We start from the raw sequence: 15479 nt of genomic DNA on the forward strand, positions 1-15479 counted from the left end.
AGTTAGCCAGCCCTTTTGTCAATAAAATTAATGATATTGCCCAGTATAGGGATATGTTTATACAACAGCTCTGCAGCATTGAAGTAATCGCGGTGAATTATAATCTTATCGCCATCAAACACTAGTTTGCTATGTCCCTGAACTGAAATACTATTTCCCGAGTTTAATTTTGGATGAGCGTAATGCATTGTCCAGTAGATAAACGCATTATTGTCTTTGGTAAACGAATCTGTTATGTCAAATCGACAATGCTTTACATTAGAATATAGACCAAGGAAATAACGCCTTAAATCCTCGAGACCATGAATTTCATGCAGTGGATCTATAAATTGTATTTTTTGAGCGTAAATTTCATTTAACAGCTCGAGATTGTTTTTATCAAGTTTCTGATATATTTCTACAAATTTATCAACTGATAACTGGTTATTCATATCACACCTTAAACGCGGCGATAGCTCTTGCTCGTGCCGCTTTATGATCAACAATTGCCGGCCAGTAAATTTTTTCATTTTGCCCTATTGCTGCTAAGTAGGTATGCGGGAAATGAATATGTTTATCTGGCACTTTTTCTAATTCTGGCAGATATTTACGAATAAATTCACCACTTGGATCAAAGCGTTCACTCTGTGTGATTGGATTGAATACTCTAAAGTAAGGTTGTGCATCACACCCGGTGCTTGCCGCCCATTGCCAACCGCCATTATTAGAAGCTAAATCGCCATCAATAAGGTGCTGCATAAAAAATTGCTCGCCTTTACGCCAGTCAATTAATAAATGCTTAGTTAAAAAGCTAGCAACCACCATTCTTAATCTATTATGCATCCACCCTGTTTGTAACAGTTGTTTCATAGCAGCATCAACCAGTGGATAACCTGTACGTCCTTCACACCAAAGTTTAAATTCAGCCTCATCATCGCGCCAACAAACACTGTCGTACTTTTCATTAAAATTAGCACCACGTGATAACTTCGGAAATTCAGCAATTAAATGTTTGTAAAATTCACGCCAAATAAGTTCATTCACCCAGGTAAAGGTTTTACTTTTAGAGGTAGTCAAAATGTCAGGATAGTGCTGTTGTATGTTGACCATTAACTGCTTACTACTGACAACCCCAAGGGCTAAGTATGGGCTCAAGCCCGAGGTTCCTTTTACACTTGGTATATCACGAACATCATCATAGCTTGTTAGCTTATCGAGAATAAAGTTATCGACAACGCTTGATAGGGTTTCATCATCAACAGGCCATTTATTTGAACTATTATCACCACATAACAACTCGCAAGGGTTAATTTCAATAGGGTCTTGTGATAATGGCCACGCGGGCAAACTAAATTGAGTATCTTGATACTGCTTAAGCCACGCACGCTTGAAAGGCGTAAATACCTTATACATTTCGTTATTTTGAGTGCGAACGCTGCCTACGGGGGCAATGATTTCACCCTCATATAGCGTAAATGCTATTTGCTGTTGGTCACATTGTGCTTGAATCGCTTTATCACGATTAAATTCATTCAGCTCATATTCTTTACTGGCTACTATATGTTTAATATTATGCTGCTGACAAAAATCGAGAAGTTTAGTTTTGCAATCAGCAAAATAAGGGGCCTCTATAACATGTAAATTAACACCGTAGCGGGCTAATTGTTCACGAAGATAACTTACTCTGCGTTTTAGTAAGTCAATTTGAATTGCGGCGGTGTTATGCTGTGACCATTGTTTCTCGCACACAAAAAAAATGGCGTGTTTAGCACCATTGTTTAACGCTTCGATAAGCGCTTCGTTAGAAAAAAGACGCAAATCGCGCCTAAACCAAAATAATGTATTCATTACAAACCGTAGCGTAATTTGAGATCATTAGGATAAGGATTAAAGTATACCTGCTTGTTTAAATATTCATTAGGATGAACTTTTAAGTGATGCCTAAGCAAGGTAAGCGGCACATAAAGTGGCACCAACCCTTGGCGGTATTCGTCTATCGCTTCGCTCATTTCTTGTTTTTCTATTTTAGATAGGTATTTTTTAAAGTAACCCTGCAAATGCATTAGCGTATTAGTGTTATTTTTACGAGATGCTGGGCGTTTTAATGCCATCATCAACCCTAAAATATAATCATTGGCAAGTGCGCTCACATCATCCGCAGTAAAAGTGCCCAAACGTTTACCTAACTCTCGATAAGCTTGGTAATTATGCGACATTAACAGGTATTTATATCGAGAATGAAATTGAGTTAAACAGTGAACGGTAATGGGCTCTTTAACTAACTGCTGCCAGTTATATAATGTGTACACACGCATTACAAAATTTTCGCGAAGGTGAACATCGTTTAACCGACCGTTTTCCTCACAAGGCAGTAGCGGGTTGTACTTCATTATTTGCTCAGCAAAAAAGCCAATACCTTCAGATGTATTGCCTGTGCCAGCATCATTATAAATTTTTACCCGCTCCATACCACAACTGGGGCTTTTTGCGCAAAAAACGAAACCACTTAGCTCCCCTGCTTGCTCAGTCGCAATTTTTTTACCATATTCAGTTAGCTGAGGGCCAACATCACCAGACCCGTCAGGACGACACACTTTGATAGTATCAGCTGTTTTCACTTGACGAATAGTGGGCCGAGGTACCGGTAAACCTACCGCTACCTCAGGGCAATACATTTTATATTCAACGTGTTTTGCCAATTCATCCATACAAAAATTAGATTTTTTATGGCCGCTATCAAATCTTACTTTTTCGCCTGCTAAGCAGGCGCTAATACCTATTTTTATTGTTTTTTTGTGCATAGATTCTCTTAATAAATCAAGCCACCAATTGGGTTAAGTAACTTGCTTAATCCTTTATTGAAATGTAATGCGCTACTGACAACAGTAAAGCATAAGCATCCCTCTTTTGTTAAAGGCGTGTGTTGATGACGACCATCTTGCCAAATGAAATCACCAGCAACATACCGGCCTTCTTCATCTGTAAACTCACCGTCAAGTAATAGGGTTACTTCAAAGCCTGTATGTGTATGCTCAGGTATTTCACCGCCAGCATCTATGTGTAACAAACTTGAGCGTAAATGACCATCTTCTAACGCAATACGTGCTCGAGCAAGCTTACCGACTTGCGTAAATTTGCCATGAGAAAAACGCGTCAAAGCCCTTGGTAAATTATAATTATAGTTGTTAACTTCAATGCTGACAGGTTTAATGGCGTAAACTTCATCAATTGAGTCATCAGCTGTAATTAAATTTAAAAGGTTTGACTCAACTACTTCGTTGTCCTGTGAGTCGGCCACGGTATTTATATCGTCATTAAATACACTGTTTGCATTACTTGCCTCTAATTTAGCAACTTTTGCTTGGCATAATGGGCACATGTCAACATGAATGGAAACAGCTAGGCTCAATGATGCTGGAAGCGATGCTGCACAATATTGTGAAAGTAATGTTTCACTTGGATGGTGTTTAATCATGCTGTTCTCCCATTTCATTACGTAATTTTTGCAAGGCTAAACGTAATCGTGATTTTACCGTGCCTACTGGAATATTTAACTGTTGCGCAAGTTGCTCTTGCGACATGTCTTGAAAATAAACTCCACGAACAACTTCTCGTTGTGCTTGAGGTAATTTATCTAAGTAACGTTTTATTTGTTGATCTTCAAGGTGATCACTAAATTCATGATGCGAGTCTTCAGATTCATTCAACAACGGCCAGATATCTTCACTGATATTTTCTTCTTTATTGCTCTTCATTTTTCGGAGCATATCAAAAGACGCGTTACGCATGACAGTGTAAACCCATGTCGTTGCAGCGCCTTTATCGCTGTTATATAAATGAGCTTTGCGCCACACAGACGTTAATGTTTCTTGCACTAGTTCCATTGCTTGTGCTTCTACGCCAAATTGCTTAATGCCAAAACGTTTAATTTTGGGCGCAAAATATTCAAACAAATAAGCGAATGATTTTTTATCACGGGTTTGAGCAACACTAACGAGTGCTTCTCTTAATTCCGTACTGGGTGTCTCTGGCATGGCAGTGTACTTACCTGTGTTAGGTTCACAACTTAGTTGTTGACTCACCATAGTAATTTATCCCGTTATTGCTCTGTTGTGTAATATTACGAGCAAAAAACATCAGTGGATCAAAATTATTAGGCAAATTCATTATTAATCACAGTATGGAGGAAATTCAGCAAATTTTCAAAGTTAGTTTCGAATGCAAGTTGTTGTTTTTTCTCTATTGAGATGGGGAGTAACTCAAGCCATCTAGCAACAACCCAGGATAACTGATCACATTTAGTTTGCTTGTAAAGAGACTGTAGCTCTTTATTACTAGCAAAAACATCTTCTAGAATCGTTTGAAGACGGAGATGTTCACCAATTTCATAATTATCTTTGTTGTACCAATACGGTGTGTTGCATGCTGATACGACACCATGACGTAAATCGTTTTCATCTTGATATACATTGTCTATTTGCACGCTTTGTGACGCAAAAACATCAATAAGTAACGTGCCGCTTTCGTCTTGATCAAAATCAATAATGTCCATTAGGCAACCCTGAGCGCTAATATTGAACGGCGTATCGTGCTCATAAGTGCACAGCACAAAACCGCTATTAGCTTTTAATGCGTTTTTTACCATGGTCAAATAACGAGGCTCGAATATACGTAAACGCGTGTAGCCTTCAGGTAATATAAATATTGGTAGTGGAAAAATCGCACTTTTCATAAAGTCTACTTCTTTGAACATTCTGCCTTTATTTACGTGCGTTTGATTCAAGTCGATCAGCTTTAGTTACATCGATTATTTTAAACTGTAAAAGCACTTAGTAATTTAATATTGTTCCTACATTTTTAATCATGTAAACCAAGTAATATGTAGTTAATATACTTGCCACCGGTGCCAACAACAGGGCTAACAATTCGAATTCATTACTCATAACGTTAATTTCCTAATCCTTTATAGACTTTTTTGCTGCGCTGTTAACACAACTTGCTTTGCATTAATGTCATCGTTATCAGTAGGAGGAGTTGCTTCAAGTAAGCTATCCAACATAGCTTGTGCATTAAAAGAAACGGTTTCTTTTAGTGACTTTTCAAGTTCATTACTTGCCTGTGATACATACGTTGTTATCGTGGTCGATAACATATCTGTAATATTAACATCTACTTCTGTTGCGTGAGCCTGCGAAGCACCTAATACAAATAAACTGGCTACTGTAATTTTAATTGAAGTTTTCATAATGGTATTCCTTGTTTGTTAGTTTATTGATTAATACATCAATACTCTTTCAAGGGATGTGCCATAAAAAACAAACTCATAACAGGTTGTTTTTTATTAGTTTTTATAAAAAAAGTTTCATGCCGAACACTGCATTAGTAAATTTGACCAATAGATTTAAAAATAAAACTAAATAATAGTGAATTTATAAACAAGTGGAAGCGACTGCATAAAACCGCGTTGAATATTTAATTCTGGATTGAAAGCTTCAGCGTACACTTGTACACTAAACACAAATAAATAAGTGGTAGGATCTGTTATGTCTATGGAAGCTCCCTATTCCAAAAAAGAAGAATTATTAAATGTTATTACACATGGTTTAGGCGTTCTATTTGCTATTTTTGTAATCTGGGATCTATTTAAACAAGCAAGTACAATCGAAAGCTATATCAGTACAACTATTTACGGCAGCAGCGTATTAATTTTATTTTTATCTTCAACGCTTTATCACGCCAGTGTACGCCCAAGGTTGAGAGCGTTTTACAAAAAATGTGATCATTGCGCCATTTATTTACTGATTGCAGGCACCTACACGCCCTTTTTGTTGCTGTCGTTATCTGGGGTCTGGTCTTGGGCTACCTTAGTCTTTATTTGGACGGTAGCGTTTGCGGGCATCGCTTATAAGCTACTGGTTAAAAATGGCAATAAGAAAGTATCACTGGCTACTTATTTAATAATGGGATGGTTTGCATTAGCCATTGTGTATCCGCTTTATTTAAACGTGCCTATCAATGCACTTTATTGGCTATTAGCTGGCGGCTTATTTTATAGTGTAGGTACTATTTTTTATAGTGCTAAAAGTACTCAATATAGCCATGCTATTTGGCATCTTTTTGTTATTGGTGGATGTGTTAGCCATTATATTTCGATCAGTAATTATGTTTATTAGGCAGGTTAATCCATTTAGATTGGTCTAGTTTGAGCGAAATATAGTCATTCAGGTGAGTTGTCATTAGCTTGGTAATATTAAGAGGACACTTTCCTTTTTTTTTTGCATGTTATATAAACTGTATAAAGCATAATATTTATAGTTGGCAATAATTTAAACTATTTTCTATTAATATACGTTCACAAAATAAGGACGTTTTTGCGCTAAAATAGGAAATTGTCCTCTGATAAAGTTGTTATAAAAAAGGAGAAATACATGGCAAGTTTAACCAGTTTTAATATTACAAAAACCTTTCCAATGATTGTAAGTGGTAATAGTTACACAATCAGGTTTTCAGAAAATTTAGATGAATTTGTAATTTTTGTATCAAACGACAGCAATGGTAAGCAAAACAAATATCACTTTGATAGAGATACGGCTTCAGATTTTGAACGTTATCACGATGAAGATTTGCATAATCAGGTCTTGGAGATTATCAGAAGTGACATACAAAATGGAATTGTTTGAAGTTGGGGGATAATTTTTTATAACAAAAGCTTCAAACCGTCAAACAACGCGTGGCATATTTGGTTTGCGGTCATTATAGTGTTTAAGGTCTAATGCAGCGGCTTGGTTTGTGCGTTGTCTGCGGTGTAAGCTGGCGTTATGTATCTAATGGTGTATCAAATATTAACTTTTTATATAATGCGCAAAATTTAGAATAAGTGGTTTATGGATGCCAAGTAAAATCGTTTCTCTTGCTGAATACAGAAAAAGAATACAAAAACTCGAAACGCGTGTAGCTTGGAATGATTTCCCTCCTGTTTTTATTTTTTGCCCTTTAGGAACCGCTAAAAATCATCCAGACTATGATGAAGCCAAGAAAAATGGAAATAATGGGGCTGCTTATAGCTTAGTTAAAGACATTGTCCCGTTGGCTAAGCTAAATGAATTAAAAGAAGTTATTGGAGAGTCAAACCCTCTAATTCTTCCCGTTCATGCTATTGAAGAGTTTGGGACCAATAAAATCCCAGCTGCTTTAGCTTATTACTTATCTGTGAAATTAAAGTGTGAGTTGTGTAGCGATATAGTGCAGGCAAATAAGCCTCAGCGAACGGATAAAGGTGCATTTTATCGTTTATCTCAATATCCATTTTTCGATGGGGATGTACAGAAAGGATCTGATTATGTTATATTGGATGATACATTATCGATGGGTGGTACATTAGCTTCGCTAAGAGGCTACATTGAAAACAAAGGCGGTAATGTTATATTAGCAGGGCAAACGGGTAAAAAACATACAAGTACTTTTTGATCATTTGACCGATCCTAATGATCGTGGTTTATAATAGTCTTTGCCTGTACAAAACATGAAAGAAACGACTATCAGCCAAGCTTTTAATCAACTAACCGATCCAAGAAACTCTGCCAGTGTCCGCCATCCACTTATTAATATTCTGAGTATCGCTATTTGCGCTATTATCAGCGGTTGCAATAATTTTAACGAGATAGAAGAATACGGAAAGTCAAAAGTAAAGTGGTTACGGAAATTTTTAGACCTGAAAAATGGTATTCCTAGTCATGACACTTTTAATGACGTACTCAATCGCCTCAACCCAACTGAATTTAACAGCGCATTTACCAAATGGGTCACTGAAATAAGTAAGAATAAAGAAGGAGTGATTGCTCTGGATGGTAAAGTAATGCGCCGTACATTAGATAAAGCCTCAGGTATGCCCGCAACTCATTTAGTCAGTGCATGGTCTGTTGAGAATAATTTTTGTTTAGGACAAGTTAAGGTTGCTGATAAATCGAATGAAATAACCGCTATCCCCATTTTGCTTGAGCTCCTTGACATAAAAGGAGCGACAATTACAACAGATGCCATGGGATGCCAGTATAAAATCGGTGAGCAAATAATCTCTAACGAGGGTAACTATGTGCTTGGACTTAAGGGGAATCAAGGGGAGATTTATGATGACGTTAAACTACATTTAGATACCCAGCTCAACACGCAATTTAAAAATATCCCACACAGCGTGCATCGTTCACTAAATGGTGATCACGGGCGAATAGAAAATAGAGAGGTTTGGTTAACGACAGAAGTAGATTGGCTGGTAGCACGACATCCACGATGGAAAAGCTTAAAAAGTATTGCCGTAATATGCTCAACACGAGAGGTAAATGGTGTAAGTTCGAATGAGAAGCGGTATTATCTTAGTAGCCATAAAGATAAAGACGCTGCATTTATTGCTGATGCTATCCGTAGTCATTGGCATGTGGAGAATAAATTACATTGGCAACTCGACGTTAGCTTTAATGAAGACCAAAACCGTTTACGCAGTGGGTATGCAGCTCAAAACATCGCGTTAATTAATAAAATAGCACTTAATCTATTGAAGAACGAAAAAAGTGCAAAGGTTGGAGTGAAAAGCAAGCGCTTGAAAGCGGGTTGGGATAATGTTTATATGATGAAAGTGCTAACCGTTGGGCTAACTGTATAAAATCAACCCGTTTGCCCTGGTTATATTAGCAGTTGCCTTGACAGGGCATGATGGCGCTGCTTTACTTAATATTAAAGAAACAATGCTAAATAAAATACTTAGCAAGCATGGAGATGAACTTGATGAATGGTGGAAAAAAGAAGTTGGCTTTGGTGTGGACAAACTCACGCAAGGTGAAGCTGGACACCTCAAGAAACCAAGCTTTGAAGAAATCAGAAATAGAATCTTTGAGGGCAGACCTCAAGAATAGTTTCAATGCGTTTGCTCTGAGCGATTCAGGCCTCGTTGAAGCCTAATAAAAATATTTGAAAGAGCCTGTGTTTTACACGGTTTTTTTTGTGCCTGAAAGATACATAACAAGGCGTTTAAACCGTCTTTCCGCACCCAAAAAAATTAACAAAAAAGCTTGACGACGATCTCCATTTTTGATCTATTACTTATCTTTAAGTGGTGTAAAATTTATGGCGTCTTATTCAACAAAAAGTCTTGATCATTTAGGTTTAGTCGCAGGTATGAACAAAGAACTTGGTATTGCTAAGTTAATTGATCAATCACTCCCTGAGCAAAGCCCTGATAAGTTGATTTCTTATGGTCAACTTGTTGAAGCCATGTTTTAAATGAAAGTAAACGGGGTCAAATCCTGACGAATCCCCACAATTTGATAATATAAATCAATAAGATAATGTAAAAAATAGTTGAAGTGCACAGCCAATTTTGATCTTATATGTTTTTTCCAACCAAAGAAATTACAAAGTAAATCGACTATGCACTTGAGTAAATTATTACATAAAACATTTTCTAATACAGCGGGTATTATTGATAAGCGTAACCACTGCACATTAATGAAAGCGGTAGAAACACTCTGCCAACATAAGTTCTTATCCATTGCTGCTTTAGGGCGAAAACTAAAGAGCAACGCGAAGGTTAAACACACTATTAAACGAATGGATAGGTTATTTGGCAACCCTCGCGTCCAGCACTCCCGCAACCACTATTACCAAGAAATCACTCGCCGCGTAATTGGTCAAATTAGACGTCCATGCGTGACGATTGATCTGTCATTCCGCACCCTAAATCTGAATTAAATTAGTTCATTAAATGAGCGGTTGATCGAATTTTGTTAAAAAATACTTGACGGCGATCCCCATATTTGATCTATTACTCTCTTTTGAGAGCGCGTATTTATGTCTATCCCTTATGCCCAAAAACTCGAACACCACGGCTTAGTTGCTGGATTTTGTCACGATCTAGGTTTTGTCGATATTATTGATAACGCACTCGGTGGCGTGGCGCCTGAGCGCAACATCAGTTGTGGTCAATTAGTGTTGGCTATGGTGCTAAACGGCCTAGGTTTCACTGGTCGCACACTGCATATGTACAGCGAGTATTTTCAAGGCAAGCCGCTTGATAGATTAATTGGTGAAGGCGTAAAGTCCGAGCACATCAACGACGATGCGCTTGGTCGCTGTTTAGACACCTTATATGAATACGGCGTATCGAAGCTGTATCAACAATTGGGCGAGGCGGTGGTAGAGAAATTAGGGTTACAAACCCAAGCCTTACACCTTGATTCGACAAGCTTTCATTACGATGGCAAAGCGACAAGCGAGCCTGATGATGACGAACCAAAACCTATCCGTATCGCGAAAGGTTATTCGCGCGACCATCGCCCTGAGCTCAACCAAGTGATACTCAATCTTATCTGTGAGAACCAGTCAGGCATTCCGGTTTATATGAAGCCTGCCAGTGGCAACAGCAATGATATGGAAGGCTTTAAACAGATTGTAAAGGCACATATTGGCAGTTTAAAAGCCGCGCAAGCCAGCCGCTACTTTGTGGCCGATGCCGCCTTGTATGTGCAAGAAACCATTAAAGATTTACATACTCAAGGCCAACTGTTCATTACGCGGGTACCGCAAACCCTCAAAGAAGCTAAAACCCTTGTTAAGCAAGCGCCTAACTTGAATTTCACCCCTATCTCACCTGGCTATGAAGGCGTGAGTTATGACAGTGAATACGGGGGGGTGAAACAAAAATGGCTACTCATTCGCAGTGAGCAGGCGTATAAGCGAGAGCAGCATAACCTGAACAAGCGTATGCTAAAAGCCGGAGAAGTTGCCCGCAAAAGCTTTAAAAAACTGTGCCAACAACGCTTCGCTTGCCAAAATGACGCACAAAGCGCCCTTATAAAATGGCGAGGTAAACAAGCGGTATGTGATGTGGATGCAAATGTTGTTGAAGTAGCCATTTTTAAGGGAGCAGGACGCCCTAAAGCAGGGCAGTTACCTGAGCGTATCGAGTATCAGATTACGGGTGCATTATGCACACCACTGGCATCCAGAAAAGCCGCTTTACAACAACTGGGGTTATTTATTATTGCCACCAATGATGTTAGCGACCATCTTGACATGGCAAACTTGCTGAGCAGCTACAAAGCGCAGCAGAATGTAGAAAAAGGCTTTCGCTTTTTAAAAAGTCCCGACTTCCTTACGAGCGCTATTTACCTGAAAAAGCCTGAGCGCATTGAAGCGTTACTCATGGTAATGACTTGCTGCCTAATGGTGTACGCGGGGTTAGAGCACCAAATCCGTAAAACCTTGGTCGAGAAAAACTGCTACTTCCCCACAATGAAATACAAGCCGGGCCAACGCCCCACGGCACGCTGGGTGTTCCAGTGCTTCGAGCATATCATCATAATGTATTGGTCTGATAAGCCACCCATGGTGGCGAATATGCAGCCGCGCAATCAAACCATTGTTGATTGCTTGGGTGAAAAATATCAGCGGATTTATTCTTAAAATGGGTGCGGAAGATCGGATTGATTGGTCTGGGTTAACACCCTGTGGCGAGTTTCATTTATTACGAGCAGCAGTCCCAGTTAAAGGTCGAGCAATGACAATCTATGAGCAAAGTTTTCGTGAATGTGAATACATGAAGCAAAGCGTGCATAAGGATTTCCTCAAAACACTTAAATCAATATTGCCTTCTGAGTGCAAGCCGATCATCGTTACCGATGCAGGATTTCGCAATCCTTGGTTTAAGTTAGTGCTTAAATTTGGTTGGGATTTTGTAGGCAGAGTGAGGCATCAAACACAATATCAAAAGCCAGAAGATGATACATGTTGGTCACCAGTCAAAACACTTTACTCAAAAGCAACTGCAAGACCCGCTTATTTATTTGAAACACAACTCGCTAAAGCCAATTCATTGAGTGGTCACTTTTACTTATATAAATCAAAACCTAAACAAAGAAAGAAGAAAAATCTTCGAGGAAAAACTATTCGCAGCAGCGTAAGCTTGAAACATGCTAAAGGTGCGACGGAGCCATGGTTATTATTTACCTCATTGTGCAATATTAATTATTCAGCACAAGATATTGTTAAAATTTACAGTCAACGAATGCAAATAGAAGAGTCCTTTAGAGACTTAAAAAACACAAGTAATGGCTTGAACTTACGTCATTGTCGTAGCTATGAAAAAGGCCGCTTGAATGTCGCATTATTGATTGCATTAATTGCTAATTTTATCCTTTGGCTAGCAGGTTTAACGGCAAACATATTGAATGTGCATAGAAGCTTTCAGGCGAATATGATAAGGGATAGAAACGTGCTGTCTTGTTTTAGTTTAGGAACGCAATACTTCGAAAAATTTGGCTATAAAATAAAATTGAAAACGTTTTTAGAAGCACTCAATCAATTAAATAAGGATTGCCGTGAGTGCTTGTAGCTTGGATAAAAAATGTGGGGATCCCTTAGGGTCAAATCTTGACTTCATACATCAAAAATCTTCAATGACTGCTTATGGCACTCTCTAGTCAATCGACAACATAAAATGTTGAGAATTATTGGCAAGGTATTTTACTTTGTCGGATGGCGCTTCGCTTATCCGACCTTCGCGGGCACTTATCTGCCGAGAGTGGTTATATCACTCCCATCTACACTCGCGCATATTCACTTTATTATTCTTAAAACTGACACCTTCTAATAACAGTTTTTGTCGTTGTTCTTGGTATTTATCTGTCATTCCGCACCCTAAATCTGAATTAAATTAGTTCATTAAATGAGCGGTTGATCGAATTTTGTTAAAAAATACTTGACGGCGATCCCCATATTTGATCTATTACTCTCTTTTGAGAGCGCGTATTTATGTCTATCCCTTATGCCCAAAAACTCGAACACCACGGCTTAGTTGCTGGATTTTGTCACGATCTAGGTTTTGTCGATATTATTGATAACGCACTCGGTGGCGTGGCGCCTGAGCGCAACATCAGTTGTGGTCAATTAGTGTTGGCTATGGTGCTAAACGGCCTAGGTTTCACTGGCCGCACACTGCATATGTACAGCGAGTATTTTCAAGGCAAGCCGCTTGATAGATTAATTGGTGAAGGCGTAAAGTCCGAGCACATCAACGACGATGCGCTTGGTCGCTGTTTAGACACCTTATATGAATACGGCGTATCGAAGCTGTATCAGCAATTGGGTGAGGCGGTGGTAGAGAAATTAGGGTTACAAACCGAAGCTTTACACCTTGATTCAACAAGCTTTCATTACGATGGCAAAGCGACAAGCGAGCCTGATGATGACGAACCAAAACCTATCCGTATCGCGAAAGGTTATTCGCGCGACCATCGCCCTGAGCTCAACCAAGTGATACTCAATCTTATCTGTGAGAACCAGTCAGGCATTCCGGTTTATATGAAGCCTGCCAGTGGCAACAGCAATGATATGGAAGGCTTTAAACAGATTGTAAAGGCACATATTGGCAGTTTAAAAGCCGCGCAAGCCAGCCGCTACTTTGTGGCCGATGCCGCCTTGTATGTGCAAGAAACCATTAAAGATTTACATACTCAAGGCCAACTGTTCATTACGCGGGTACCGCAAACCCTCAAAGAAGCTAAAACCCTTGTTAAGCAAGCCCCTAACTTGAATTTTACCCCTATCTCACCAGGCTATGAAGGCGTCAGTTATGACAGTGAATACGGTGGTGTGAAACAAAAATGGCTACTCATTCGCAGTGAGCAGGCGTATAAGCGAGAGCAGCATAACCTGAACAAGCGTATGCTAAAAGCCGGAGAAGTTGCCCGTAAAAGCTTTAAAACTGTCATTCCGCACCCCTATTTTGAATTAAACCTGCTCATTAATTGAGCGGTTAGACTGTTGTTGTTAAAAAATACTTGACGGCGATCCCTATATTTGATCTATTACTCTCTTTTGAGAGCGCGTATTTATGTCTATCCCTTATGCCCAAAAACTCGAACACCACGGCTTAGTTGCTGGATTTTGTCACGATCTAGGTTTTGTCGATATTATTGATAACGCACTCGGTGGCGTGGCGCCTGAGCGCAACATCAGTTGTGGTCAATTAGTGTTGGCTATGGTGCTAAACGGCCTAGGTTTCACTGGCCGCACACTGCATATGTACAGCGAGTATTTTCAAGGCAAGCCGCTTGATAGATTAATTGGTGAAGGCGTAAAGTCCGAGCACATCAACGACGATGCGCTTGGTCGCTGTTTAGACACCTTATATGAATACGGCGTATCGAAGCTGTATCAGCAATTGGGTGAGGCGGTGGTAGAGAAATTAGGGTTACAAACCGAAGCTTTACACCTTGATTCAACAAGCTTTCATTACGATGGCAAAGCGACAAGCGAGCCTGATGATGACGAACCAAAACCTATCCGTATCGCCAAAGGTTATTCGCGCGACCATCGCCCTGAGCTCAACCAAGTGATACTCAATCTTATCTGTGAGAACCAATCCGGCATACCGGTTTATATGAAGCCTGCCAGTGGCAACAGTAATGACATGGAAGGCTTTAAACAGATTGTAAAGGCGCATATTGGCAGTTTAAAAGCCGCGCAAGCCAGCCGCTATTTGGTGGCCGATGCCGCCTTGTATGTGCAAGAAACGATTGTAGATTTACATACTCAAGGCCAACTGTTCATTACGCGGGTACCGCAAACCCTCAAAGAAGCTAAAACCCTTGTTAAGCAAGCGCCTAACTTGAATTTCACCCCTATCTCACCAGGCTATGAAGGCGTGAGTTATGACAGTGAATACGGGGGGGTGAAACAAAAATGGCTACTCATTCGCAGTGAGCAGGCGTATAAGCGAGAGCAGCATAACCTGAACAAGCGTATGCTAAAAGCCGGAGAAGTTGCCCGCAAAAGCTTTAAAAAACTGTGCCAACAACGCTTCGCTTGCCAAAATGACGCACAAAGCGCCCTTATAAAATGGCGAGGTAAACAAGCGGTATGTGATGTGGATGCAAATGTTGTTGAAGTAGCCATTTTTAAGGGAGCAGGACGCCCTAAAGCAGGGCAGTTACCTGAGCGTATCGAATACCAGATTACGGGTGCATTATGCACACCACTGGCATCCAGAAAAGCCGCTTTACAACAACTGGGGTTATTTATTATTGCCACCAATGATGTTAGCGACCATCTTGATATGGCCAGCTTGTTGAGCAGTTACAAAGCGCAGCAAAACGTGGAAAAAGGCTTTCGCTTTTTAAAAAGTCCCGACTTCTTAACCAGCGCCATTTACCTTAAAAAGCCTGAACGCATTGAAGCCTTACTCATGGTGATGACCTGCTGCTTAATGGTGTATGCAGGGCTGGAGCACCAAATCCGTAAAACCTTGGTGGAGAAAGACTGCTACTTCCCCACGATGAAATACAAGCCGGGCCAACGCCCCACGGCACGCTGGGTGTTCCAGTGCTTCGAGCATATCATCATCATGTACATACCAGATAAACCACCCATAGTGGCGAATATGCAACCGCGCAATCAAACCATTGTTGATTGCTTGGGTGAAAAATATCAGCGGATTTATTCTTAAAATG

Annotated in this window: 14 protein-coding genes and 5 pseudogenes; 11 read left to right on the forward strand and 8 right to left on the reverse strand. The window is 39.8% G+C overall.

Annotated elements, in window-relative coordinates:
* Window positions 1–2 precede the first annotated feature (2 nt).
* From AC6H44_RS18470 to AC6H44_RS18500, 7 genes are all read right to left on the reverse strand, one after another.
* Window positions 3–431: a nuclear transport factor 2 family protein gene (locus AC6H44_RS18470; protein WP_500738712.1), complete on the reverse strand. Its 429-nt coding sequence runs from the start codon at window positions 429–431 to the stop codon at window positions 3–5.
* A gap of 1 nt (window position 432) precedes the next feature.
* On the reverse strand, window positions 433–1827 hold the full coding sequence (gene phrB, locus AC6H44_RS18475; RefSeq protein WP_500738714.1) for a deoxyribodipyrimidine photo-lyase: 1395 nt from the start codon (window positions 1825–1827) through the stop codon (window positions 433–435).
* Window positions 1827–2780, reverse strand: a complete 954-nt coding sequence (locus tag AC6H44_RS18480; protein WP_500738716.1) for a YbgA family protein — start codon at window positions 2778–2780, stop codon at window positions 1827–1829. Before AC6H44_RS18480 ends, phrB begins: the two co-directional genes overlap by 1 nt.
* A gap of 8 nt (window positions 2781–2788) precedes the next feature.
* Window positions 2789–3454 carry a ChrR family anti-sigma-E factor gene (locus AC6H44_RS18485; protein ID WP_500738717.1) on the reverse strand — a complete coding sequence of 222 codons (666 nt, stop codon included), beginning with the start codon at window positions 3452–3454 and terminating at the stop codon, window positions 2789–2791.
* On the reverse strand, window positions 3447–4064 hold the full coding sequence (locus AC6H44_RS18490) for a sigma-70 family RNA polymerase sigma factor (RefSeq protein WP_500738719.1): 618 nt from the start codon (window positions 4062–4064) through the stop codon (window positions 3447–3449). The genes AC6H44_RS18485 and AC6H44_RS18490 overlap by 8 nt, the downstream gene beginning before the upstream one ends.
* Window positions 4065–4132: 68 nt before the next feature.
* Window positions 4133–4711, reverse strand: a complete 579-nt coding sequence (locus AC6H44_RS18495) for an LON peptidase substrate-binding domain-containing protein (RefSeq protein WP_500738721.1) — start codon at window positions 4709–4711, stop codon at window positions 4133–4135.
* Between the two features lie 231 nt (window positions 4712–4942).
* Window positions 4943–5224 carry a hypothetical protein gene (locus AC6H44_RS18500; RefSeq protein WP_500738723.1) on the reverse strand — a complete coding sequence of 94 codons (282 nt, stop codon included), beginning with the start codon at window positions 5222–5224 and terminating at the stop codon, window positions 4943–4945.
* Window positions 5225–5522: 298 nt separating this feature from the next.
* On the opposite strand from AC6H44_RS18500, the gene trhA reads away from it, so the two are divergent.
* The 9 genes and pseudogenes from trhA to AC6H44_RS18545 form a co-directional block, all read left to right on the forward strand.
* The gene (gene trhA, locus AC6H44_RS18505; protein ID WP_500738725.1) at window positions 5523–6152 is read left to right on the forward strand and encodes a PAQR family membrane homeostasis protein TrhA; all 630 of its coding nucleotides are present in this window, start codon (window positions 5523–5525) and stop codon (window positions 6150–6152) included.
* Window positions 6153–6407: 255 nt separating this feature from the next.
* Window positions 6408–6659, forward strand: coding sequence for a hypothetical protein (locus AC6H44_RS18510; protein WP_500738726.1), 252 nt, complete (start codon window positions 6408–6410; stop codon window positions 6657–6659).
* Between the two features lie 208 nt (window positions 6660–6867).
* The gene (locus tag AC6H44_RS18515; RefSeq protein ID WP_500738727.1) at window positions 6868–7446 is read left to right on the forward strand and encodes a phosphoribosyltransferase; all 579 of its coding nucleotides are present in this window, start codon (window positions 6868–6870) and stop codon (window positions 7444–7446) included.
* A gap of 55 nt (window positions 7447–7501) precedes the next feature.
* On the forward strand, window positions 7502–8635 hold the full coding sequence (locus tag AC6H44_RS18520; RefSeq protein WP_500737093.1) for an ISAs1 family transposase: 1134 nt from the start codon (window positions 7502–7504) through the stop codon (window positions 8633–8635).
* Between the two features lie 37 nt (window positions 8636–8672).
* Window positions 8673–8885, forward strand: coding sequence for a hypothetical protein (locus AC6H44_RS18525; RefSeq protein ID WP_500738728.1), 213 nt, complete (start codon window positions 8673–8675; stop codon window positions 8883–8885).
* 211 nt (window positions 8886–9096) lie between these two features.
* Window positions 9097–9246 (forward strand): annotated as a pseudogene (locus tag AC6H44_RS18530) (DUF4277 domain-containing protein); the annotation flags it as partial.
* A 153-nt stretch (window positions 9247–9399) separates the two neighbouring features.
* Window positions 9400–9696: pseudogene (locus tag AC6H44_RS18535) on the forward strand (IS4-like element ISPtu1 family transposase); the annotation flags it as partial.
* Window positions 9697–9819: 123 nt separating this feature from the next.
* On the forward strand, window positions 9820–11433 hold the full coding sequence (locus AC6H44_RS18540) for an IS1634 family transposase (protein ID WP_500738046.1): 1614 nt from the start codon (window positions 9820–9822) through the stop codon (window positions 11431–11433).
* 19 nt (window positions 11434–11452) lie between these two features.
* Window positions 11453–12361: pseudogene (locus tag AC6H44_RS18545) on the forward strand (IS4 family transposase); the annotation flags it as partial.
* A gap of 198 nt (window positions 12362–12559) precedes the next feature.
* Here AC6H44_RS18545 and AC6H44_RS18550 read toward each other — a convergent pair.
* A pseudogene (locus AC6H44_RS18550) lies at window positions 12560–12655 on the reverse strand (MGMT family protein); the annotation flags it as partial.
* A gap of 125 nt (window positions 12656–12780) precedes the next feature.
* On the opposite strand from AC6H44_RS18550, the pseudogene AC6H44_RS18555 reads away from it, so the two are divergent.
* Window positions 12781–13731, forward strand: a pseudogene (locus tag AC6H44_RS18555) (IS1634 family transposase); the annotation flags it as partial.
* A 130-nt stretch (window positions 13732–13861) separates the two neighbouring features.
* On the forward strand, window positions 13862–15475 hold the full coding sequence (locus AC6H44_RS18560; RefSeq protein WP_500735873.1) for an IS1634 family transposase: 1614 nt from the start codon (window positions 13862–13864) through the stop codon (window positions 15473–15475).
* Window positions 15476–15479 lie beyond the last annotated feature (4 nt).

This window comes from Pseudoalteromonas sp. TAP-3C (assembly GCF_059888565.1).

What these genes read in the sequence shown, in the direction of transcription:
- AC6H44_RS18470 (WP_500738712.1), bottom strand. Translation starts at nt 431, where the DNA reads ATGAATAACCAGTTATCAGTTGATAAATTTGTAGAAATATATCAGAAA.
- phrB (WP_500738714.1), bottom strand. Translation starts at nt 1,827, where the DNA reads ATGAATACATTATTTTGGTTTAGGCGCGATTTGCGTCTTTTTTCTAAC.
- AC6H44_RS18480 (WP_500738716.1), bottom strand. Translation starts at nt 2,780, where the DNA reads ATGCACAAAAAAACAATAAAAATAGGTATTAGCGCCTGCTTAGCAGGC.
- AC6H44_RS18485 (WP_500738717.1), bottom strand. Translation starts at nt 3,454, where the DNA reads ATGATTAAACACCATCCAAGTGAAACATTACTTTCACAATATTGTGCA.
- AC6H44_RS18490 (WP_500738719.1), bottom strand. Translation starts at nt 4,064, where the DNA reads ATGGTGAGTCAACAACTAAGTTGTGAACCTAACACAGGTAAGTACACT.
- AC6H44_RS18495 (WP_500738721.1), bottom strand. Translation starts at nt 4,711, where the DNA reads ATGAAAAGTGCGATTTTTCCACTACCAATATTTATATTACCTGAAGGC.
- AC6H44_RS18500 (WP_500738723.1), bottom strand. Translation starts at nt 5,224, where the DNA reads ATGAAAACTTCAATTAAAATTACAGTAGCCAGTTTATTTGTATTAGGT.
- trhA (WP_500738725.1), top strand. Translation starts at nt 5,523, where the DNA reads ATGTCTATGGAAGCTCCCTATTCCAAAAAAGAAGAATTATTAAATGTT.
- AC6H44_RS18510 (WP_500738726.1), top strand. Translation starts at nt 6,408, where the DNA reads ATGGCAAGTTTAACCAGTTTTAATATTACAAAAACCTTTCCAATGATT.
- AC6H44_RS18515 (WP_500738727.1), top strand. Translation starts at nt 6,868, where the DNA reads ATGCCAAGTAAAATCGTTTCTCTTGCTGAATACAGAAAAAGAATACAA.
- AC6H44_RS18520 (WP_500737093.1), top strand. Translation starts at nt 7,502, where the DNA reads ATGAAAGAAACGACTATCAGCCAAGCTTTTAATCAACTAACCGATCCA.
- AC6H44_RS18540 (WP_500738046.1), top strand. Translation starts at nt 9,820, where the DNA reads ATGTCTATCCCTTATGCCCAAAAACTCGAACACCACGGCTTAGTTGCT.
- AC6H44_RS18560 (WP_500735873.1), top strand. Translation starts at nt 13,862, where the DNA reads ATGTCTATCCCTTATGCCCAAAAACTCGAACACCACGGCTTAGTTGCT.